The organism is Sphingomonas plantiphila (genome assembly GCF_046000505.1).
Classification (GTDB): domain Bacteria; phylum Pseudomonadota; class Alphaproteobacteria; order Sphingomonadales; family Sphingomonadaceae; genus Sphingomonas; species Sphingomonas plantiphila.
The window spans coordinates 340,069-359,600 of record NZ_JBELQC010000001.1 but is presented as its reverse complement, the minus strand read 5'-3'; the positions used below and the strand labels follow the sequence as shown (position 1 = coordinate 359,600).

The 19,532-nt window shown below is 66.6% G+C and carries 23 protein-coding genes and 1 tRNA gene; 13 read left to right on the top strand and 11 right to left on the bottom strand.

Going from position 1 to position 19,532, the window contains the following annotated elements; genetic code table 11:
• Nucleotides 1-60: 60 nt before the first annotated feature.
• Nucleotides 61-432, bottom strand: a complete 372-nt coding sequence (locus tag ABS767_RS01710) for a tRNA-binding protein (protein WP_408076633.1) — start codon at nt 430-432, stop codon at nt 61-63.
• A gap of 59 nt (nt 433-491) precedes the next feature.
• Here ABS767_RS01710 and ung point away from each other — a divergent pair, with 59 nt between their 5' ends.
• Nucleotides 492-1,205, top strand: a complete 714-nt coding sequence (gene ung, locus ABS767_RS01705; protein WP_408076632.1) for a uracil-DNA glycosylase — start codon at nt 492-494, stop codon at nt 1,203-1,205.
• Here the strand turns inward: ung and ABS767_RS01700 are convergent.
• The 5 genes from ABS767_RS01700 to argB form a co-directional block, all read right to left on the bottom strand.
• A complete protein-coding gene (locus tag ABS767_RS01700; RefSeq protein ID WP_408076631.1) occupies nt 1,202-3,361 on the bottom strand; it encodes a TonB-dependent receptor in 2,160 nt (719 codons plus the stop codon). The genes ung and ABS767_RS01700 overlap by 4 nt on opposite strands.
• 103 nt (nt 3,362-3,464) lie before the next feature.
• A complete protein-coding gene (folD, locus tag ABS767_RS01695; protein ID WP_408076630.1) occupies nt 3,465-4,340 on the bottom strand; it encodes a bifunctional methylenetetrahydrofolate dehydrogenase/methenyltetrahydrofolate cyclohydrolase FolD in 876 nt (291 codons plus the stop codon).
• Nucleotides 4,330-4,650, bottom strand: a complete 321-nt coding sequence (locus tag ABS767_RS01690; RefSeq protein ID WP_408076629.1) for a DUF167 domain-containing protein — start codon at nt 4,648-4,650, stop codon at nt 4,330-4,332. Before ABS767_RS01690 ends, folD begins: the two co-directional genes overlap by 11 nt.
• Nucleotides 4,647-4,961 (bottom strand): YggT family protein, encoded by a 315-nt coding sequence (locus tag ABS767_RS01685; protein WP_408076628.1) that lies wholly within the window; start codon nt 4,959-4,961, stop codon nt 4,647-4,649. The genes ABS767_RS01690 and ABS767_RS01685 overlap by 4 nt, the downstream gene beginning before the upstream one ends.
• Nucleotides 4,962-5,130: 169 nt before the next feature.
• A complete protein-coding gene (gene argB, locus ABS767_RS01680; protein WP_408076627.1) occupies nt 5,131-6,030 on the bottom strand; it encodes an acetylglutamate kinase in 900 nt (299 codons plus the stop codon).
• A gap of 82 nt (nt 6,031-6,112) precedes the next feature.
• Here argB and ABS767_RS01675 point away from each other — a divergent pair, with 82 nt between their 5' ends.
• Both ABS767_RS01675 and ABS767_RS01670 read left to right on the top strand, forming a co-directional pair.
• Entirely contained in the window at nt 6,113-6,403 is a 291-nt protein-coding gene (locus tag ABS767_RS01675; RefSeq protein ID WP_408076626.1) for an autorepressor SdpR family transcription factor, read from the top strand.
• A complete protein-coding gene (locus tag ABS767_RS01670; RefSeq protein ID WP_408076625.1) occupies nt 6,400-6,771 on the top strand; it encodes an SdpI family protein in 372 nt (123 codons plus the stop codon). Before ABS767_RS01675 ends, ABS767_RS01670 begins: the two co-directional genes overlap by 4 nt.
• 16 nt (nt 6,772-6,787) lie before the next feature.
• On the opposite strand, the gene ABS767_RS01665 is transcribed toward ABS767_RS01670, so the two are convergent.
• Complete coding sequence (locus ABS767_RS01665) at nt 6,788-7,426, bottom strand: queuosine precursor transporter (protein WP_408076624.1); 639 nt, start codon at nt 7,424-7,426, stop codon at nt 6,788-6,790.
• A gap of 250 nt (nt 7,427-7,676) precedes the next feature.
• On the opposite strand from ABS767_RS01665, the gene ABS767_RS01660 reads away from it, so the two are divergent.
• Nucleotides 7,677-8,945: a NupC/NupG family nucleoside CNT transporter gene (locus ABS767_RS01660; RefSeq protein WP_408076623.1), complete on the top strand. Its 1,269-nt coding sequence runs from the start codon at nt 7,677-7,679 to the stop codon at nt 8,943-8,945.
• Between the two features lie 17 nt (nt 8,946-8,962).
• Here the strand turns inward: ABS767_RS01660 and ABS767_RS01655 are convergent, their stop codons facing one another.
• The 3 genes from ABS767_RS01655 to ABS767_RS01645 form a co-directional block, all read right to left on the bottom strand.
• Nucleotides 8,963-9,832 (bottom strand): 3-hydroxybutyryl-CoA dehydrogenase, encoded by an 870-nt coding sequence (locus ABS767_RS01655; RefSeq protein WP_408076622.1) that lies wholly within the window; start codon nt 9,830-9,832, stop codon nt 8,963-8,965.
• A 120-nt stretch (nt 9,833-9,952) separates the two neighbouring features.
• Nucleotides 9,953-10,792 carry a glutaminyl-peptide cyclotransferase gene (locus ABS767_RS01650; protein ID WP_408076621.1) on the bottom strand — a complete coding sequence of 280 codons (840 nt, stop codon included), beginning with the start codon at nt 10,790-10,792 and terminating at the stop codon, nt 9,953-9,955.
• A 10-nt stretch (nt 10,793-10,802) separates the two neighbouring features.
• Nucleotides 10,803-11,621: a cold-shock protein gene (locus tag ABS767_RS01645; protein ID WP_408076620.1), complete on the bottom strand. Its 819-nt coding sequence runs from the start codon at nt 11,619-11,621 to the stop codon at nt 10,803-10,805.
• Nucleotides 11,622-11,825: 204 nt separating this feature from the next.
• On the opposite strand from ABS767_RS01645, the gene ABS767_RS01640 reads away from it, so the two are divergent.
• The 6 genes from ABS767_RS01640 to rpoN all read left to right on the top strand — a co-directional run bounded on the left by ABS767_RS01640 (nt 11,826) and on the right by rpoN (nt 16,943).
• Entirely contained in the window at nt 11,826-12,620 is a 795-nt protein-coding gene (locus ABS767_RS01640; RefSeq protein WP_408076619.1) for a TerC family protein, read from the top strand.
• A 46-nt stretch (nt 12,621-12,666) separates the two neighbouring features.
• Nucleotides 12,667-13,287, top strand: a complete 621-nt coding sequence (locus ABS767_RS01635; RefSeq protein WP_408076618.1) for a ribonuclease D — start codon at nt 12,667-12,669, stop codon at nt 13,285-13,287.
• 44 nt (nt 13,288-13,331) lie between these two features.
• Nucleotides 13,332-13,973: an LPS export ABC transporter periplasmic protein LptC gene (gene lptC / locus ABS767_RS01630; RefSeq protein ID WP_408076617.1), complete on the top strand. Its 642-nt coding sequence runs from the start codon at nt 13,332-13,334 to the stop codon at nt 13,971-13,973.
• A gap of 4 nt (nt 13,974-13,977) precedes the next feature.
• Nucleotides 13,978-14,535: an LptA/OstA family protein gene (locus ABS767_RS01625; RefSeq protein ID WP_408076616.1), complete on the top strand. Its 558-nt coding sequence runs from the start codon at nt 13,978-13,980 to the stop codon at nt 14,533-14,535.
• Nucleotides 14,536-14,657: 122 nt separating this feature from the next.
• The gene (gene lptB, locus ABS767_RS01620; protein ID WP_408076615.1) at nt 14,658-15,434 is read left to right on the top strand and encodes an LPS export ABC transporter ATP-binding protein; all 777 of its coding nucleotides are present in this window, start codon (nt 14,658-14,660) and stop codon (nt 15,432-15,434) included.
• Nucleotides 15,435-15,437: 3 nt separating this feature from the next.
• Entirely contained in the window at nt 15,438-16,943 is a 1,506-nt protein-coding gene (gene rpoN, locus ABS767_RS01615) for an RNA polymerase factor sigma-54 (RefSeq protein ID WP_408076614.1), read from the top strand.
• 25 nt (nt 16,944-16,968) lie between these two features.
• Here rpoN and ABS767_RS01610 read toward each other — a convergent pair whose 3' ends face one another.
• Nucleotides 16,969-17,895: a M28 family peptidase gene (locus ABS767_RS01610; protein ID WP_408076613.1), complete on the bottom strand. Its 927-nt coding sequence runs from the start codon at nt 17,893-17,895 to the stop codon at nt 16,969-16,971.
• Between the two features lie 122 nt (nt 17,896-18,017).
• On the opposite strand from ABS767_RS01610, the gene dapB reads away from it, so the two are divergent.
• From dapB to ABS767_RS01595, 3 genes are all read left to right on the top strand, one after another.
• Nucleotides 18,018-18,746 (top strand): 4-hydroxy-tetrahydrodipicolinate reductase, encoded by a 729-nt coding sequence (gene dapB, locus ABS767_RS01605; protein WP_408076612.1) that lies wholly within the window; start codon nt 18,018-18,020, stop codon nt 18,744-18,746.
• The gene (nth, locus tag ABS767_RS01600; protein WP_408076611.1) at nt 18,743-19,405 is read left to right on the top strand and encodes an endonuclease III; all 663 of its coding nucleotides are present in this window, start codon (nt 18,743-18,745) and stop codon (nt 19,403-19,405) included. The genes dapB and nth overlap by 4 nt, the downstream gene beginning before the upstream one ends.
• 41 nt (nt 19,406-19,446) lie before the next feature.
• Nucleotides 19,447-19,523: transfer RNA gene (locus ABS767_RS01595), tRNA-Arg, on the top strand.
• Nucleotides 19,524-19,532: the final 9 nt, after the last annotated feature.

Genomic DNA, 19,532 nt, shown 5'->3' with positions numbered 1-19,532 from the left:
TGTTATCGCAGGGTGATTACCTAGATTTGCCTAAGCAGGCGGCAATGGCAAGCGCCGGGTCTAGAATAGCCGGCCGCCATTGGGCACCGGCACGCTGGGATGCACCAGCACCACTTCGCCGTCCGCGCCGGGGAAGCCGAGGGTGAGGACTTCCGACATCATCGGTCCGATCTGACGCGGGGGGAAGTTGACGACCGCCGCGACCTGTCGTCCGGCCAGATCCTCAAGCGCATAGCGTTCGGTGATCTGCGCCGACGAACGCTTGATCCCAATTGTCGCGCCGAAATCGATCGTCAGGCGATAGGCGGGCTTGCGCGCCTCCGGAAAAGGTTCGGCCGCAATGATCGTCCCGACTCGGATATCGACGGCGAGGAACTGGTCGAAGGCGATCTCGGGGGCTGGGGGCGCCGCTGCGTCGTGGTTCATGTGCATGCCGGTCTCCTATATCGCCGCGATTGACAGATATCTGGGCTTTCGCCCAGTCATGGCTCATGGCTCCCGCCCTGCATCCCGATTGGCTGGCAGCACTCCAGCCCGAATTCGACAGCCCCTATATGGCGCAGCTGCGCGACTTTCTCGTGGCCGAAAAGGCTGCGGGGAAGCGCATCTTTCCGCGCGGGCGCGACTGGTTTCGCGCACTTGACCTCACGCCGCCGGAGCAAGTGCGCGTCGTGATCCTGGGGCAGGACCCCTATCATGGCGCGGGGCAGGCGCATGGGCTGTGCTTCTCGGTCCAGCCGGGGGTGAAGGTGCCGCCGAGCCTGGTGAACATCTACAAGGAGCTGAAGAGTGATCTCGGCATCGATCCGCCCGATCATGGCTTTCTCGAGCATTGGGCGCGGCAGGGGGTGCTGCTGCTCAACAACGTGCTGACGGTCGAGATGGGGCAGGCGGCGTCGCACAAGGGGCGAGGGTGGGAGCGGTTCACCGACGCAGTGATCGCTCAGGTCAATGCGCTGGCCGATCCGGTGGTGTTCATGCTGTGGGGTAGCCATGCCCAGAAAAAGGCCGCGTCGGTCGATCCGCGCCACCTTGTCCTCAAGTCCGTCCACCCCTCGCCGCTTTCGGCGCATGGCGGTTTTTTCGGCAGCCGCCATTTCTCGAAAGCCAACGCATTTCTCGAAAAGCACGGGCGGGGGGCGATCGACTGGGCGCTGCCGCCGCTCGATGCAGCGGCAGCGCCTGGCCGGGGGGCATTGCTTTAGAAGCTGATGCGCGCCGCGACGCGGATGTCGCGGCCCGCGAGGGGCACGAAATCCTTGGTGAAGCTGGCGTGGCGTCGTGCATCGACGTCGAAGAGGTTGTCGGCGGACAGGATCAGCGAGGTTTCGCGCGCCTCGCCGAATGGGTGCCAGGTGACCGATGCGTTGACCAGCGTGAAGGCCGGCGTTTCGGTTTCGAATGCCGCGACGCGGGTCTGGCGGACGACATGTTCGACCTCGACGCGCGCGCCCAGCTGGCCCTGGCTGGCGTCGATTCCGGCAAGCACGCGGAAGGGCGGGATGCGCGGTACTGCGCTGCCATCCTCCAGCCGTGCGTCGACATAGTCCGCGACCAGATTGCCGCCCAGCGAGAAGGCACCTTCCGCGCCCTTGATGAACATCGCGGAGATTTCGCCCTCGACACCGGCATAGCGGGCATCGGACTGGCGATACTGGAACACCGGAACGTCGTCGATTTCCAGTCCGGTATCCGCCTCATAGATGTAATCGGTGAACCAGTTGGCATAGCCGGCGAGCTGGAAGCGCACCGGGCCGGCGGTGCCGCGCGCATAGACCTCACCGCCCCAGCTCTTTTCCGTGCGGAAATTGGGGTCGCCCAGCTCATAGGCCTGGGTCGCGACATGGATGCCGTTGGAGAACAGCTCTTCCGCCGCCGGCGCACGGACCGCGCGCGAGGCGTTCACACCGATCTTGACCCGCGGCGCGACCTCCAGCGAGACGCCGATCGCACCCGACACCGCATCGAAATTGCGGTTGACCGCCGCGAACTGCGCCGGGTCGTCCAGCCCCAGCCGGACCGCTGCGGTGCTGACATTGGTGTGTTCGTAGCGGAGGGCGCCTTCTAGGCCGATGGCACCTAAATCGACTTCCTGGAGCGTAAACAGGCCGTATTGGTCGGTCGTGTTCTTGGGTACGAACGCTTCCTCGCCGATCGCGTCGAACTTGCGGGTGAAGCCCTGGAAGCCGGTCACGCCGCGCCAGCCGCCGCGATTCTGCTGGACCAGCTCCAACCGGCCCTCGAACCCCTCGGCGAAGAAGCGCGTGCCGACATCGGCGCCTTCGAACTCGGTATGCTCATAGTCCGAATAGCCGGCGCGGACCCGCAGCGTGTCGATGAACCCGCCCAGCTGCACCTCGCCGCGCAGGTCGGCGCGGAACTGCTTGAGCGCGATCGTGACGTCGCCCTCTTCCTCATGCGCGCCGCCGCCCGCGCCGTGATCGTGCTCGGCGCCGGGTCGCGCCGGGACGCCGTAATTGGTGTCGTAATAGCCGACCGAGAAGCCGAGATTCCCGCCCTCGTTGATCAGCGCGACGCCCGCGCCCAGCGTGTAGGTGCGCGTCGCGCTGTTGGGCAGGCGGCCGCGGCGGTTGGCGTTCTCGGTCGCTTCGGCCGCCTCGTCGAGATGGCCCTCGGCGGTCTCCTCATCGGCGATCGCGAGCTGCTCGGCGCGCAGCGGCGCGCTCAGCACATAGCCGCCGACACGGACATCGTCGGTCTTGCGATAGCTGCCGTCGATATGCGCGACGATCTGCGGGCTGAGGCGGAAATCGACCGCCGCGCCGCCGCTGCGCTCGTCGGCCGCCGAGCCATAGGTGCCGACCGCATCGACATGGATGAGATTCTCCGGAACCGCGCGCGGGATGCGGCGGTCGAGCACGTTGACCGCGCCGCCAATCGCCTGGCTGCCGAACAGCAGGACCGCCGGGCCGCGCAACACCTCGATCCGCTCGGCGGTCAGCGGGTCGATCGACACGGCATGGTCCGACGAGGTGTTCGAGACGTCGAGCGTGCCGAGCCCGTCCGACAGCACGCGCACGCGCTCACCCTGGAAACCGCGTAGCACGGGGCGCGACGCGCCGGGGCTGAACGAGGTGGCGGAAACGCCCGGGACCTTGGTCAGCGAATCGCCGATCTGACCGCGCAGGTCGCGCACCAGCTCATCACCCGAAACCACCGAGGTTCCCGCCAGCAGGTCGAGTTGCGCGATACCCGGTGCGCTGATCACGACTTCCTCGGTCGTGTCGCCGTGCACCGCGCTGCGGCTGCTGCGATCGCGCGCCTCATGGTCGCTGGTCTGGGCGAGCGCGGGGGCGGCGAGGATGGTGGTGGCGAGCAGGGCGGCGGCGCTGAACTTCATGGATACGCGGTCCTTCACTGGAATTCCGCGCACCCTTAGGTGCCATGATACAACATCACAATAGCAAATTTGCTGCGAGTGCGATATTGTTTCGCGGTCGCGTTCAGAGTGCGGCTTCGTCCAGCTTCAGGCCGGCGCGGCGGTGCGCGGCGGTCAGCGTGTTGCGCAACAGGCAGGCAATGGTCATTGGCCCCACCCCGCCGGGGACCGGGGTGATCGCGCCGGCGACCGACGCCGCGCCGTCGAACTCGACATCGCCGACCAGACCGCCATCGACCCGGTTGATACCGACATCGATCACCGTCGCGCCGGGCTTGAGCCATTCGCCCTTGACGAAGCCGGCGCGCCCGACCGCCGCCACGACGATGTCGGCGCGGGCGACGTGATGCGCGAGATCGCGGGTGCGCGAATGCGCGAGGGTGACGGTGCAGTTGGCCGCCGTCAGCAGCGCGGCCATCGGCTTTCCGACCAGGATCGACCGGCCGATGACGATCGCATCCTTGCCCGACAGGTCGCCGAGCTGATCCTGCAACAGCAACAGCGAACCGAGCGGGGTGCACGGCACCAGTCCGTCGATGCCCAGCGCCAATCGCCCGGCGCTGACCGGGGTCAATCCGTCGACATCCTTGGCGGGATCGATCGCGGCGACCACGGCCTGTTCGTCGAGATGGCCGGGGAGCGGAAGCTGGACCAGGATGCCGTCGACGGCGTCGTCGGCGTTGAGCTGCGCGAGCAGCGCGATCAAGCTCGCCTGATCGGTGTCGGCGGGCAGGCGGTGTTCGAAACTCGCCATGTTGGCGGCAACGGTCGCCTTGCCCTTGCTGCGCACATAGACGGCCGAGGCGGGATCGTCGCCGACCAGCACCACGGCAAGGCCCGCCTTGCGCCCCGCCCGTGCTTCAAATGCTGCCGCAGCTTCGCCCACCCGGGCACGCAGATTGGCGGCGAATGCCTTGCCGTCGATGATCTCAGCGCTCATGGCCCGCCCCATAAAGGCTCGCCGCGATTCCCGCCAGCGTCTTGGGGTCGCCCGCAATCGCGATCCGCTTCACCCGTGCGGTGTCGCCCGCGATCAGCGATACGTCGCGCCGGGGCACGCCGAACGCCTTTGCGACCAGTTCGATCAATGCGGCATTGGCTGCACCCTCGACCGGGGGCGCGGCGATCCGTGCGGCGAAATACTCGGCCGTTCCCGGCAGCAGCGCGCTTTTCGACGCGCGTGGCGTCGCCCGCACCGCGATCCTCAACCCGTCCTCGACCGCTCGCCAGGGGCGGGCTTCGGCGGTCAAGCCGATGGCGCGGCCAGCGCGACGTAGAGGTTCGGGATCACCGCGTAGTTGATGATCGCGATGAGGATCAGCACCACGAACGGCGCGAAATCCATCGGCCCGGTATCGGGCAGGATGCGGCGGATCGGCCGGTAGATCGGCTCGGTCAGCGTATTGAGACCGCGCCACAGCGAGCTGACGAAATCATTGTAGGTGTTGATCACATTGAACGCGATCAGGATCGACAGGATCGCCTGGACGACGATGATCCACCACAACACGTTCAGCAGGATCTGGACGATGTCGAAAAGGATCGCGAGCGTGGTTTCCAAGAGGGTCCTCCGGGGTTGATGCGCGCTTCTACCGGAAAGCCCGGCGGGACGGCAACATTCTCTATTGGCGCTGCACCGGCCCGCTCCCTCACCCGGCCACCCACTCTAGTATATTCTGATGGGTGGCCGGGTGGGGGAGCGGGCCGGTGCCGCACTCATATAATACGCTTCAGCGGTGGACCAAGGTCCCGGCGCCCTGCGTCGTGAAGATTTCGAGCAGCATCGCATGCGGGATGCGGCCGTCGAGGATGACCGCAGCGTCGACCCCGGCATCGACCGCGGCGACGCAGGTCTCGACCTTGGGGATCATGCCGCCGCTGATCGTCCCGTCGGCCTTGAGCGCCAGGATGCGCCCGGGGTCGAGATCGGTCAGCAGGTCCTTGTCCTTGTCGAGCACGCCGGGCACGTCGGTCAGCAGGAAGAAGCGCGCCGCACCGAGCGCGCCGGCGATCGCACCCGCCATCGTATCGGCGTTGATATTGTAGGTGTGCCCGTCGGCCCCCAGCGCGATCGGCGCGATCACCGGGATGAAGCCCTGTTCCGACAGCGTCGTCAGCACCGACGCATCGACCGCCACCGGTTCGCCGACGAACCCCAGATCGACATGCCGCTCGATCCCCTGCAGCGGATCGGCCTCGCTGCGCTGGACCTTCTTTGCGGTGACCAGCCCCGAATCCTTGCCCGAAATGCCGATCGCCTTGCCGCCGGCGGCGCCGATCCAGCTGACGATTTCCTTGTTGATCGACCCGGCCAGAACCATCTCCGCGATCCGCGCGGTTTCGGCGTCGGTTACCCGCAGACCCCCGACAAATTGAGATTCGACCCCGAGTCGCTTGAGCATCTGGCCGATCTGCGGACCGCCGCCATGCACCACCACGGGGTTGATGCCGACGGCCTTCAACAGCACGACGTCCTCGGCGAAATCGCGCGCCAGTTCGGGGTCGCCCATCGCGTGTCCGCCATATTTCACGACGAACGTCTTGCCCTTGTAGCGCTGCATATAGGGCAGCGCGTCGGTCAGCGTTTCGGCCTTGGCCAGCATTGCAGGATCGGGAGCGTGATCGGTCATGGCGCGCCCTTAGCGGGACTCGCCGCGATGCGAAAGCAGAGCGTCACTTGACTCAATTCGATAATTAGCTAAATAACAAATCATGAGTCAGGTCTTCAAAGCGCTATCCGATCCGACGCGGCGCCGCGTGCTGCAGCTGCTGCGCAAGGGCCCGATGACTGCGGGTGACATCGCCGACAAGTTCGACGTGTCCAAGCCGACCATGTCGGCGCATTTCGCGGTGCTGAAGGATGCCGACCTGGTTCATGCGGAGAAGGCGGGGAAGTCCGTCGTCTATCACCTCAAGCTCACGGTGCTCGAAGAAGCGCTGCTGGGCTTTGTCGATTCATTCGGGAGCGGCGCGTCCGCCCCCGACAGGGAGATTGCAGGATGAACAGCGAAACCAAAGTCAGCCTTGCCTGGGGCGCGGGCCTCATCGTGCTGGCGCTGGGTCTGAGCTCGGCGCGCAGCGCGGGGCAGATCGATCACGATACGGTGACGCGCATCATTCTTGGCGCGACCGGCCTGATGATCGCCTGGTTCGGGAACATGATGCCCAAGCGCTTCGTCCCCAGCCAACTGGCGCGCAAGGTCCATCGCGTGGGCGGCTGGTCGCTGATGATCAGCGGCCTGATCTATGCCGGCGCGTTCCTCTTCGCCCCGATCCAGACCGCGGTCTATATCGGCGCGGGGGCCGTGCTGACCGGCATCGCGCTTACTATCGGCTATTGCCAGCTGGTGCGGACCAAGGCGCGGGCGTGACCCGCGCGGGCAGGCCTCAGCCCGCCCGGTCGAGGCGGCGTCCGAGCGCGACGAACGCGTAGATCAGCACCGGCACCAGCAGGGCGGACAGCGTGATCTTCGAGATCAGCTGTCCGATCAGCAGCGGCCCGATCGGGAATTCGCCGTAGAAGGCGAGGGTGATGAAGATCAGCGTGTCGACGATCTGGCTGAGGATGCCCGCGACACCGGCGCGCAGCCACAGCATCTTGCTGCCCTCGCCGCCGCGCATCGCGCTGAAGATGGTGACGTTCAGCGTCTGAGACACGCCATAGGCGACGATCCCCGCGCCCCAGATGCGCCAGGTGGTCCCGAGGATCAGCTGGATCGCGTCGCGATACTCGGGGCTCATCTTGTCCGACGCGGGCAGCGCCCACACGAGCCACGACAACAGCATCGACACGATCAGCGGGATGAAGCCGAATCGTACCAGATTGTTCGCGGTCACCCGCCCATGCAGTTCGGCGACCGCGCTCGATACGGCGACGAGAAGGAGGAAGGCGAAGATCCCCGCCTCCACCGCCAGCGGACCCAACGCCACCTGCTTGTTGCCCAGCACGCCTGCGATGCAGACCATGCCGCCGTAGAAGATCGAGAGGACGAAAAGCGAGCGCGTCAGCGGAGCCGGTGTGGTCATGGCGTGTGCTAACGCGGTTTCACGCGTTACGGAAGCGTCCAGACTTTGTTTCAGCAAAGCTGAAACGACGGCGGTACCGGCCTGCTCCCCCACCCGGCCACCCAGCGCGCGCATCCTATGGGTGGCCGGGTGGGGGAGCGGGCCGGTACCGCGTTCGGCGCAGCTGAATCCGCCCCTAGCGGTGCCTGAAACGCACGCTATGGTGCCACCCCGAACGCTGCGCGCAGACGCGGCACGAAGGGGTCTCCAGTTGAATAATCTTCCGATCGGCATTCTCGGTATCGTCGCGATTCTCGCGATCGCCTTCCTGCTCTCCTCGAACCGACGCGCGATCCGGCTGCGGGTCGTCGGCCCGGCCTTTGCGCTGCAGGCGGGGATCGCCTTCCTGGTCCTCTATGTCCCGGCCGGTCGCGCCGCGATCGAGGGAATGGCGAAGGGCGTTTCGGCGCTGCTCGGCTACGCGCAGGCGGGTACCAACTTCATCTTCGGCCCGCTCGCGCGGCCGGAGGTTGGCGGACAGAGCTTTGCGATCGCCGCGCTGCCGGTCATCATCTTCTTCGCCGCGCTCGTCTCCGTGCTCTACCACCTCAAGATCATGCAGTTCCTGGTCCGCTGGATCGGCGGCGCGATCGAGAAGGTGACCGGGGTGAGCAAGGTCGAATCGCTGTGTTCGGCGGCGAACATCTTTGTCGGGCAGAGCGAATCGCCGCTGGTCATCCGGCCCTATCTGGCGAGCCTGAGCCCGTCGCAGCTGTTCGCGATCATGTCGGTCGGCATGGCGGGGGTCGCGGGCACGATCCTCGCCGCCTATGCGGCGATGGGGATCAACATCCAGTTCCTGCTCGCCGCCAGTTTCATGGCAGCCCCCGGTGGGCTGCTGATGGCCAAGATCATCATGCCCGACGAGACTGCGCCGAAAGCGGACGAGCTGCCGCTGGAGGGGGCACCTGTGGCGGAAGAAGAGGCCGTCATCCGCGCGGTCGAGAACGAGATCGACGAGGAACGCGCCGCCAACATCATCATGGCCGCGGCGATGGGCGCGCAGACCGGCGTCAAGATCGCGGTCGCGGTCGGCGCGATGGTGCTGGCGTTCGTGGCGCTGGTCGCGCTCGCCAACGGCCTGCTCGGCGCGGTGGGCGGGTTGTTCGGCTATCCCGAGCTGACCTTCCAGGGGATCATCGGCACCGCCTTCGCGCCGGTGATGTTCCTGGTCGGCATTCCGTGGAACGAGACCGCGGCGGCGGGCGGCCTGTTCGGCACCAAGATGGTGCTCAACGAATTCGTCGCCTTCCTCAACCTCGGCGCGACCCAGGGGCTGAGCGAGCGCAGTACGGCGATCATCACCTTCGCGCTGTGCGGCTTCGCCAATTTCAGCTCGATCGCGATCCAGATGGCCGCGACCGGCAGCCTTGCCCCCAACCAGCGGCCGATGATCGCCAAGCTGGGGGTGAAGGCGTTGCTGGCGGGGAGCCTGGCGAACCTGCTCAGCGCGGCGCTGGCGGGGTTGATGCTGCCCTAGGCTGCGGCCGCCTGTATTCAGCGCGTCGGTACCGGCTCGGCGCCCGAATAATCGTAGAAGCCGCGTCCGGTCTTGCGGCCGTACCAGCCGGCCTCGACATATTTGATCAGCAGCGGGGCGGGGCGGAACTTGGGGTCGCCGGTGCCTTCGAACAGCACGCGGGTGATCTCGAGGCAGGTGTCGAGCCCGATGAAATCGGCGAGCGTGAACGGCCCCATCGGGTGGTTGAGGCCGAGCTGGATGGCAGCGTCGACGTCCGCGATCGTCGCCACGCCCTCGCCGACCGCGAAGCACGCTTCGTTGAGGAAGGGCATCAGCACGCGGTTGACGATGAAGCCGGGCGCGTCGTTGGCGTGGACGATGCGCTTGTTCAGGCTCTTGCCGAAGCGCTCGACGGCGGCGACGGTGGCGTCGCTGGTGGCGAGGCCGCGGATCAGTTCGATCAGGCCCATCACCGGCACCGGGTTGAAGAAATGCACCCCCATGAAGCGCGCCGGATCGGGCGCCGCTTGCGCGAGCCGGGTGATCGGGATCGACGAGGTGTTGCTGGCGAGGATCGCGGTGTCGGACAGGACCTTGCCGACAGACTCGAAGATCTGGCGCTTGATCGCCTCGCGCTCGGTCGCTGCCTCGATCACCAGATCGCACGGCGCGAACGCGTCGGTGCCGCCGACGCATTCGATATTGTCGAGCGCGGCGTCGCGGTCGGCGGCGCTGATCTTTTCCTTCTCGACGGCGCGGCCGAGTTGCTTGGCGATCCCTGCCTTGCCCTTTTCGGCGCGTTCGACGTCCACGTCGGACAGCAGCACGCGGTAGCCGGCCTGCGCCGATACCTGCGCGATGCCCGCACCCATCTGACCCGCGCCAATCACGCCAACCGTCTTCATCGCCATCTCCCTCGATATCGTTCGCGGCCTCCTATCGATTCGACGCGCGAACCGCTAGGATGGTGGTCAAGCTAATCGTCGCGCTGCGCGCTCTGGCAGGCCAGGGCCGTGCCGCGCGGATCAGTTCGCGGCGGGCAACGCAATCTCGAACAGCGAGGGCCAGTTCTTGCCGGTGACATAGAGTTTGCCGGCCTTCGCGTCGTAGGCGATGCCGTTCAGCACCGCTTCGGAATTGCGGACCGGCACCGAGTTTGCGAGCGCCCGCAGGTCGAGAACGCCGCGCACCACGCCCGTCGTCGGGTCGATCCGCAGAATCACGTCCTGATGCCAGACATTGGCGAGGATCTCGCCGCGGACATATTCCAGTTCGTTGAGCCGGCGAATGCTGCGCCCGCGATAGGTCACCGTGATCCGGCGCTGCTCGGCGAAGGTCTTCGGATCGAGAAAGCGCAGATCGGCGCTGCCGTCGGACAGGATCAGGCTGCTGCCGTCCTGGGTCAGCCCCCATCCTTCACCGACATAGTCGAATGTCCCGATCTGCTTGAGATTATGGCGGCTCCAGCGGAACGCCTTGCCGTGCTTCCAGGTCAGGCTGACGATCGTGTCATGCCAAGCGGTGCTGCCCTCACCGAAATAGCGATCGGGCAGCTTTACCTGGCGCTTTACCGCGCCGCTGGCGAGATCGACCTCGCGAATGACGGATTTGCCGTGCTGGCCGGTGCTTTCGAACAGCGCGCCATGGCTGAAGAACAGCCCCTGGGTGAACGCGTCCGAATCGTGCGGATAGGTCGCCATTACGCGCACCGCCTCAACCGGGACCTCGGCCGGACCCGCGTCGGTCGATTGCGTTGCGGCAGGGCTGGAAAGGGCAACGCCGGAATCGACGGGGGCTGCCGCGGCCAAAATGGCCAGGGCAGCCCCCGCGATGATCCCCCGTCCGGCACTATTCAGCCGGCGCATGGGAAAAGCCTTACGACCCGGGGGTCAGGTTCACTGCGGCATATTTGCCGCGGCGATCCACCTCGAGCTCGAACTCGAGCCGGTCGCCTTCGTTGAGCGTCGGCATGCCGGCACGCTCGACGGCGCTGATATGCACGAACGCGTCGGGCTGGCCGTCATCGCGCTGAATGAAGCCGAAGCCCTTCATCGCGTTGAAGAACTTGACCGTACCGGTCGCCTTCTCACCCGTCAGCTGGCGCTGCGGGCCGCCCATGCCGCCAGCTGCACCGCGCTCGGGTCGGTCACGCGGAGGACCGCGATCCTCGACCGGGAGCGGTTCGCCCTCGATCTTCAGGTCGGTCGCGCTGATGCGTCCGCCACGATCGACGAGAGTGAAGCCAAGCGGCTGACCCTCGGCCAGGCCGGTCAGGCCGGCCTGCTCGACCGCGCTGATATGGACGAACACGTCCTCACCGCCATCGTCGCGCACGACGAAGCCGAAGCCCTTTTGCGCGTTGAAGAACTTCACCACGCCGGTGCCTTCGCCGACGACCTGCGGGGGCATGCCGCGACCACCGCCGCCGCCGCCACCGAAGCCGCCACCGCCGCCGCCGCGATATCCACCGCCGCCGCCGCCACCGAAGCCACCACCGCCGCCGCCGCCGAAGCGATCACCGCCGCCGAAGCCGCCGCGTCCGCCACCGCCGCCGAAGCGATCACCGCCACCGCCGAAACCGCCGCGATCCTCGAATCCGCCACCGCCGCCGTAAAAATTATCGTCGCCGAAGCCTTCGCGCTTGTCCCTGCCACGTCCGCCGCGCTCGCCGCGGCGCCCTCGATCGAAACTCATTGCCCTGTTCGTCTTCCCGGTTCGCCCAACTCAAATTCGAAGACCTACGCCGGGCGACGACGTGGGTATCCCGGCGTTTGCGACACGCCTATGGATTCGACTCATAGACCAGAACGGCACAATGCGCGAACGATTTCGTCGCGTTTTAGCCATCGTCCCGTCAGATACTTGCGCGCCTCATCATCCGCGGGCACAGATCGCGCCATGGATATCGCCTCTTTGATCGTCGATCCGGCCGCCTGGGCCGCGCTGATTACCCTCATCGTGATGGAGGTCGTGCTGGGGATCGACAATCTGATCTTCATCTCGATTCTGACCAACAAGCTGCCCGAACACCAACAGCAAAAGGCCCGGCGCATCGGCATCGGGCTGGCGCTGGTCATGCGGCTGATCCTGCTGTCGATGATCTTCGTCATCGTATCGCTGACCACGCCGGTGTTCGATCTCGGCATCCAGGGCGCGACGGGGGCGCATGGCGAGCCCAGCTTCGAGACCGCGTTCTCGTGGCGCGACCTGATCCTGATCGCCGGCGGCCTGTTCCTGCTGTGGAAGGCGACCAAGGAAATCCATCACACGATCGATCCGGTGCCGACCGACAATGCCGTGCTGGACAAGAAGAAGGTCGCGACGATGAATTTCGGATCGGCCATCTTCCAGATCATCCTGCTCGACATGGTGTTCTCGGTCGATTCGATCCTGACCGCGGTGGGGATGACCGACGAGATCGCGATCATGTTCGTTGCGGTGATCGTCACCGTGGGCATCATGCTGTTCGCCGCCGACCCGCTGGCCAACTTCATCAAGCGCAACCCGACCGTCGTGATGCTGGCACTCGGCTTCCTGCTGATGATCGGCGCGGTGCTGATCGCCGACGGGTTCGGCGTGCACGTGCCCAAGGGCTATATCTACGCGGCGATGGCATTCTCGGCGACGGTCGAGATGCTGAACATGGCGGCACGCCGCCGGGCGGAAAAGAAGGCGGCCGCCTCCGGCGAATGATCGGCGCGTTATTGTGAGTTCAGGGATAAGCGGCTAGGCGCAGGCGATGGCCGTTTACCTGCACGAAGAAGACCTGCCCGCGGACGTATTCGCGCCCGGGGCCGATATCGCCGTCGACACCGAGACGATGGGCCTCATCACGCCGCGCGACCGGCTGTGCCTCGTCCAGCTGTCGGATGGGGGCGCGGACGAGCATCTGGTGCGGTTCGGGCCGGGCAGCGACTATGCCGCGCCGAACCTGCGCGCGCTGCTCGCCGATCCGGACCGGGTGAAGCTCTATCATTTCGCGCGCTTCGATCTGGCCGCGATCCGCCATTATCTGGGCGTCGTCGCGGCGCCGGTCTATTGCACCAAGATCGCCTCGCGGCTGGTGCGCACCTATACCGACCGCCATGGGCTGAAGGACCTGGTGCGCGAGTTGCTGGGGCAGGAGATCAGCAAGCAGCAGCAATCGTCCGACTGGGGCGGGCCGGTGCTGAGCGACGCGCAGAAGGACTATGCCGCGTCGGACGTACGCTATCTCCACGCGATGCGTGCGGAACTGGACCGCCGGCTGGCGCGCGAGGGGCGGACGGTGCTGGCGCAGGCCTGTTTCGACTTCCTGCCGCACCGCGCCGACCTCGATCTGGCCGGATGGCCGGAGACGGATATCTTCGCGCATGCGTGAGTTTGGTTCAGCGGGCCGGTACCGCTCCACCGCAGGTGACAACCATGTCTGAAATCGCCGTCCAGGAACGATCGCGGCGCAAGCGCTGGGCGCGTCCGGGCAGCAGCCATGACCGGATCGTCAAGACGCTGCTCGCGGTGCTTCCGGCGGGGATCGGCGTGTTGGGCGCGTTCCTGGTGATGGCGCCGCTGTTCATGGGCGGCGACGTGTCGTTCATGCTCGACAAGAACAAGGTCGATGTCGCGAGCGAGCGGTTGCGCATTCAGTCGGCCCGCTATCGCGGTGCCGACGCCAAGGGCCAGCCGTTCGTGCTCCGGGCGGGCTCGGCCGTCCAGAAGAGTTCGGCCGAGCCGGTGGTCCAGCTCAACGACCTGACCGCGGGCATCCGCCTGCCGGAGGGGCCTGCCGAGGTGAAGGCGGAGCGCGGGCGCTACGACATGGAGACCGAACAGGTCGCGGTCGACGGGCCGATCCGGTTTCGCACGTCCGACGGCTATCGCCTCGACACGCGCGATTCGACGCTCGACCTCAAGTCGCGCCAGCTCACCGGAACCGGCGCCGTTTCGGGCAGCACGCCGCTCGGCAATTTCAGCGGGGACAAGATGACCGCCGACCTCGACAAGCGGACGGTGAAGATCGAAGGCAATGCACGCTTGCGGATCGATCCCAAGCGCGCAAATAGGTGACATCATGCCCGCAGCGCCTACCCGCCCTGTCCTGATCGCCGCGACTGCCGCGCTCGCCACGACCATCGCGATCGGGGGCGCCGCGCTCGGCCAGTCGCGCCATGATTCGAACGCGCCGATCGATTTCGACGCGCAGAGCATCGAGCTTCAGGACCGGGCGAATCGCGCGATCCTGTCGGGCGGGGTGACGATCAAGCAGGCGAACATGACGCTGACGGCGGCGCGCGTGACCGTCAGCTATACCGGCCAGGTCATCGACGGATCGCCATCGGTGTCGCGATTCGACGCGGCGGGCGGGGTGACCGTGCGGCGCCCGGACCAGACCGCGCGCGCGCAATATGGCGTGTACGACATCAACCGGCGGGTCATCACGATGCTCGGCGCAGTGACGCTGACGCAGGGGAGCAACACGGTGAGCGGCGGACGGCTGACGATCGATCTCGACACCGGCCGTGCGTCGATCGACGGATCGGGCGTCGGCACGACCCGGGCGCCGGACGGCAGCGTCGTCAAATCCGGCGGGCGCGTCACCGGGCGGTTCACGGTCCCCGACCGCAACTGATCGCGCCACCGCGTGACCCGCGATCCTTGCGGGTCGGCGCATTCGGCATACATGCACGAAACTTGCCAAGTGACGACCGGCGCGGGATTCGCTAGATAAGGCGCGCCAACGGAAAGGGTAACATGGCTGACGTCGAAACGCTGGAACCGGTCGCCGTTGAAGTCGGCAGCCCGCCAACGTCGGGGCTTGCGGTCGTTTCGATCGCAAAATCCTATGACAAGCGCGTGGTGCTGTCCGACGTGTCGCTCTCGGTCGGGCGGGGCGAGGTCGTCGGCCTGCTGGGGCCGAACGGCGCGGGCAAGACGACCTGCTTCTATTCGGTGATGGGGCTGGTGAAGCCCGATGCGGGGCGCATCATGCTCGACGGCGTGGATATCACGCCGCTGCCGATGTATCGCCGCGCGATCCTGGGCCTTGGCTATCTCCCGCAGGAAACGTCGATCTTTCGCGGGCTGACGGTCGCCAAGAATATTTCCGCGGTGCTCGAACTGGCCGAGCCGGACAAGGCGGCGCGTGAGGGCAAGCTGGAAAAGCTGCTCGACGAATTCGGCCTCACCCGGCTGCGCGATGCGCCGGCGATGGCGCTGTCGGGCGGTGAGCGCCGCCGTGCCGAGATCGCGCGCGCGCTGGCGGCCGACCCGTCGATCATGCTGCTCGACGAGCCCTTCGCGGGGATCGACCCGATCTCGATCGCCGACATCCGCGACCTGGTGAAGGAGCTGAAGACGCGCAATATCGGCGTGCTGATCACCGACCATAACGTGCGCGAGACGCTCGATATCGTCGATCGCGCGTCGATCATCTATGACGGGCGCGTGCTGTTCGCAGGATCGCCGGCCGATCTGGTCGCGGACGCCAATGTCCGGCGCCTCTATCTGGGCGAGGGGTTCTCGCTCTAAGCCATGTCGCTCGCCCCTCGCCTCGATCTGCGCCAGTCGCAATCGCTGGTGATGACGCCGCAGCTGCAGCAGGCGATCAAGCTGCTGGCGCTGTCCAATCTGGAGATCGAGACCTTCATCGCCGAGGAGCTGGAGAAGAACCCGCTGCTCGAGGCGAGCCGGAGCGACGACGAGCGCGGCGAGATCGACGCGCCCGAGCCGTCCGACCCGGTCATCGAGCGCGACAGCCCGGCGGACTCGAGCGAATTGATCGCGGCGGGCGACGCGACGGGGGAGGCCGCGCTCGATGTCGACCTGACCGCCGAAACCTTTCACCATGACAGCCCGTCGGACTCGGTCGGGGGGCTCGACGGCGGGCTGGGGATGAGCGGGATCGGCGCGGGCGGATCGGAGGATGGGGCGGATTTCGACAGCTTCTCCGCGCCCGACCTCAATCTGGCCGACCATCTGACGGCGCAGATCGGCGCGGTGATCGATGGCGCGGACCTGTTCATCGCGCAGCATCTGATCGATCAGATCAACGAGTGCGGCTATCTCAGCGCGTCGCTGCTCGATATCGCGACGCGGCTCGGCGTGCCGCTGGCGCGGGTGGAGGCGGTGCTGGCGGTGATCCAGACGCTTGACCCGACCGGGGTTGGTGCGCGCGATCTGGCCGAATGCCTTGCGCTGCAGGCGAAGGAGGCGGACCGCTACGACCCGTGCATGGCGGCGCTGATCGCCAATCTCGACCTGCTGGCGCGCGGCGAGCTCGGGCGGCTCAAGCGCATCTGCGGCGTCGACGACGAGGATATGGCGGACATGATCCGCGAACTGCGCAGCTACGATCCCAAGCCGGGCTGCCGCTATGGCGGCGATCCGATGCAGGCGGTGACGCCCGACATCTTCGTCGCGCAGCGCGGGGCCGGGTGGGCGGTCGAGCTCAACAGTGCGACGCTGCCCCGCGTGCTGGTCAATCGCGCTTATTATTCGGAGGTGTCGACCGGGCCGCAGGACAAGTCGAGCAAGGCGTGGCTGTCCGACATGCTCGCCAGCGCCAACTGGCTGGTCAAGGCGCTAGACCAGCGCCAGCGCACGATCATCAAGGTGGCGGGCGAGATCGTGAAGCAGCAGGAGGCGTTCTTCCGCCACGGCGTCAGCCATCTGCGCCCGCTGACTCTGCGCCAGATCGCCGACGCGATAGAGATGCACGAATCGACGGTCAGCCGCGTGACGAGCAACAAATATCTCAGCTGCGCGCGCGGCCTGTTCGAGCTCAAATATTTCTTCACCTCGGCGATCCAGTCGTCCGAAGGCGGCGATGCGGTGTCGGCCGAAGCGGTGAAGAGCGCGATCCGCGCGCTGATCCAGGCCGAGGACCCCAAGAAGATCCTGTCCGACGATACGCTGGTCGAACTGCTCAACGCCAAGGGCTTCGACATCGCGCGGCGCACCGTTGCCAAATATCGCGAATCGATGGGGATCGGCAGTTCGGTCCAGCGCCGGCGGCAAAAGGCATTGCAGGGCGCCTGAACGGGAGCCGGGAGGTATCGGCCGATCAATCGGCCCGCCCGGCCTCCCGCGCAATTTCGTCCAGCTCGCGGTCGAACAGCCGCGCTGCCTGTAGCGCGGTCGCGGCGGATCGGGCGAAAAAGTCCAGCGGAACCGCCGTAAAATCGTCCCCGGGCTGGTGATATTCCGCATAATCCTCGACGCCGAAATAGGCGAAGGGGATGCCCTTATCGTGAAACACCGCGTGGTCCGAGCCGTCGGTCCAGTCGTCGGCGCCCTTCCAGGGCGGGCCGTCATGCCCGAGCTTGAGCGTCACCGGTGCCTCGCTGACGAGGCGTTCGAAGCGCGTGCGCAGGAACGGGTAATGATGCGCGCCCGCCAGCCACAGTTCGTTGCGGTCGCCGCGGCTCATCATGTCGAGATTGAGGTTCAGCGCAATGCGCGACAGCGGGATCGGGGGCGCGTTGGCGAACGCCTTGGCGCCGTAAAGTCCCTGCTCCTCGGCATCCCAGAGCGCGAAGATCACGTCATGGTCCGGCCGATCGCGCGCGAAGGATTCAGCGATCGACAGCAGCACCGCGACGCCCGAGGCATTGTCGTCGGCGCCGTTCATCACCTTGCCGTCGCGCACGCCGAAATGATCGTAATGCGCACCGATCAGCAGCACGCGATCACTCTTGCCCGAGCCGCGGATACGGCCGACCAGATTGACGCCGTTCAGCGTCGCGCCGTCATGATCGGCCGCGAACGGCTGTTCGAAGGTTGCGAATGCCGGTTCGAGGCCGATTGCCCGCATCCGCTGCACCAAGTAGGCGCGCGCTCGGGCGGAACCGGGGGATCCGACCAGCCGTCCCTCCATATCGTCGGCCGCGAGGATGCGAACATCGTCGAACAATTGCGGCCAGGGCGGGGAGTCGGTGGCGGCGGTAGCCAGCAGGGCAGTGGCGGCCAGCGCCGCGAGACGGACGAACATCGCTGATGTGTCGCCGCCAAGTGCCTTGTTCGCAAGCGAAAAACAGCGGGGTCGAGCGCGACGGACGGGTGGGCGTCAAATCCGCTGTTGCAGTCCGCGCCGTCCGTCGCCAAGCACCGGGCATGACCAGCATCGGCATCTACGGCAGCCTCGGCCGCATGGGGACCGCGATCCGCGACATTCTGGCCGTGCAGGGCGTGCGCCTGGCCGGCGGGGCCGATGCGGGCGACGATCCGGCGGAGCTGGCGCGCGCCGCCGACGCGCTGGTCGATTTCTCGACCGCGTCGGCGCTTCCGGCGCATCTTGCCGCTGCGCGCGACGCCGGGACGCCGATCGTGATCGGGACGACTGGCCTTTCCGCCGCCGACCATGCGCTGATCGACGACGCCGCGCGCGACATCGCGGTGCTCCAGACCGGCAATACCTCGCTCGGCGTCGTGTTGCTCACCCGGCTGGTGCGCGAGGCGGCGACGCGGCTCGGCGCCGACTGGGACATCGAAATCGTCGAGGCGCACCACCGGCACAAGCTCGATGCGCCGTCGGGCACGGCACTGATGCTGGGCGAAGCCGCCGCCGCCGGACGCGGCGTGTCGCTGGGTGAGGTAAGGGTCGCCGATCGCGCGGGCCTGTCCGGGGCGCGCGCGGAGGGCACGATCGGCTTCGCCTCGCTGCGCGGCGGGAGCATCGTCGGCGATCACAGCGTGATGCTGGCAACCGAAGGCGAGCGGATCGAGCTGGCCCATCGCGCGGAGGATCGCGCGATCTTCGCGCGCGGCGCGGTGCGTGCGGCGCTGTGGCTCGCCGACCAGCCCGCCGGGCGCTACACGATGGACGCGGTACTCGGGCTTTGAAAAAGGCGGACATATTCGCTTTTTTCGAACGCTTGGCCGCGGCCAATCCGCATCCCGAGACCGAGCTCGAATCGGTCAACGACTACACGTTGCTCGTCGCGGTGGTGCTGTCGGCGCAGGCGACCGACGCGGGGGTGAACAAGGCGACCCGCCGCCTGTTCGCCGAGGTGGACACGCCCGAGAAGATGGTCGCGCTGGGCGAGGATGGCCTCAAGCAGCACATCAAAACGATCGGCCTGTTCAACAGCAAGGCCAAGAACGTCATCGCGCTCAGCGAAGCGCTGATCGCGCAGCATGACAGCCACGTGCCGGAGGATCGCGACGCGCTTGAGAAGCTGCCGGGCGTCGGGCGCAAGACTGCGAATGTGGTGATGAACGTCGCATTCGGGCATGAGACGTTCGCGGTCGATACGCACCTGTTCCGCGTCGGCAACCGCACCGGCCTTGCGCGGGGCAAGACGCCGCTCGCGGTCGAGAAGAAGCTGGAAAAAGTGGTGCCACAGCCGTTTCGGCTGCATGCGCACCACTGGCTGATCCTGCACGGCCGCTATATCTGCAAGGCGCGCACGCCCGAATGCTGGCGTTGCCCGGTCGCGGATCTGTGCGCCTACAAGCCGAAGACGCCCCCGCCAAAAGGGTCGAAAGCCGCCGCCGTTTAGGCTGGCGTCCCGCATCGCGCTTTGCTAGGCGCGTTCGCCACGCACCCGTAGCTCAGCTGGATAGAGCGCTGCCCTCCGAAGGCAGAGGCCACAGGTTCGAATCCTGTCGGGTGCGCCAAAATCAAGC

Coding starts and splice junctions, on each gene's coding strand:
- ABS767_RS01670 (WP_408076625.1), top strand. CDS start 6,400: ATGAACAGCGAAACCAAAGTCAGCCTTGCCTGGGGCGCGGGCCTCATC.
- dapB (WP_408076612.1), top strand. CDS start 18,018: ATGACCAGCATCGGCATCTACGGCAGCCTCGGCCGCATGGGGACCGCG.
- ABS767_RS01675 (WP_408076626.1), top strand. CDS start 6,113: ATGAGTCAGGTCTTCAAAGCGCTATCCGATCCGACGCGGCGCCGCGTG.
- ABS767_RS01700 (WP_408076631.1), bottom strand. CDS start 3,361: ATGAAGTTCAGCGCCGCCGCCCTGCTCGCCACCACCATCCTCGCCGCC.
- ABS767_RS01625 (WP_408076616.1), top strand. CDS start 13,978: ATGCCCGCAGCGCCTACCCGCCCTGTCCTGATCGCCGCGACTGCCGCG.
- lptB (WP_408076615.1), top strand. CDS start 14,658: ATGGCTGACGTCGAAACGCTGGAACCGGTCGCCGTTGAAGTCGGCAGC.
- ABS767_RS01650 (WP_408076621.1), bottom strand. CDS start 10,792: ATGCGCCGGCTGAATAGTGCCGGACGGGGGATCATCGCGGGGGCTGCC.
- ABS767_RS01665 (WP_408076624.1), bottom strand. CDS start 7,426: ATGACCACACCGGCTCCGCTGACGCGCTCGCTTTTCGTCCTCTCGATC.
- folD (WP_408076630.1), bottom strand. CDS start 4,340: ATGAGCGCTGAGATCATCGACGGCAAGGCATTCGCCGCCAATCTGCGT.
- ABS767_RS01645 (WP_408076620.1), bottom strand. CDS start 11,621: ATGAGTTTCGATCGAGGGCGCCGCGGCGAGCGCGGCGGACGTGGCAGG.
- ABS767_RS01635 (WP_408076618.1), top strand. CDS start 12,667: ATGGCCGTTTACCTGCACGAAGAAGACCTGCCCGCGGACGTATTCGCG.
- ABS767_RS01640 (WP_408076619.1), top strand. CDS start 11,826: ATGGATATCGCCTCTTTGATCGTCGATCCGGCCGCCTGGGCCGCGCTG.
- ABS767_RS01610 (WP_408076613.1), bottom strand. CDS start 17,895: ATGTTCGTCCGTCTCGCGGCGCTGGCCGCCACTGCCCTGCTGGCTACC.
- ABS767_RS01710 (WP_408076633.1), bottom strand. CDS start 432: ATGCACATGAACCACGACGCAGCGGCGCCCCCAGCCCCCGAGATCGCC.
- ABS767_RS01655 (WP_408076622.1), bottom strand. CDS start 9,832: ATGAAGACGGTTGGCGTGATTGGCGCGGGTCAGATGGGTGCGGGCATC.
- rpoN (WP_408076614.1), top strand. CDS start 15,438: ATGTCGCTCGCCCCTCGCCTCGATCTGCGCCAGTCGCAATCGCTGGTG.
- lptC (WP_408076617.1), top strand. CDS start 13,332: ATGTCTGAAATCGCCGTCCAGGAACGATCGCGGCGCAAGCGCTGGGCG.
- argB (WP_408076627.1), bottom strand. CDS start 6,030: ATGACCGATCACGCTCCCGATCCTGCAATGCTGGCCAAGGCCGAAACG.
- ung (WP_408076632.1), top strand. CDS start 492: ATGGCTCCCGCCCTGCATCCCGATTGGCTGGCAGCACTCCAGCCCGAA.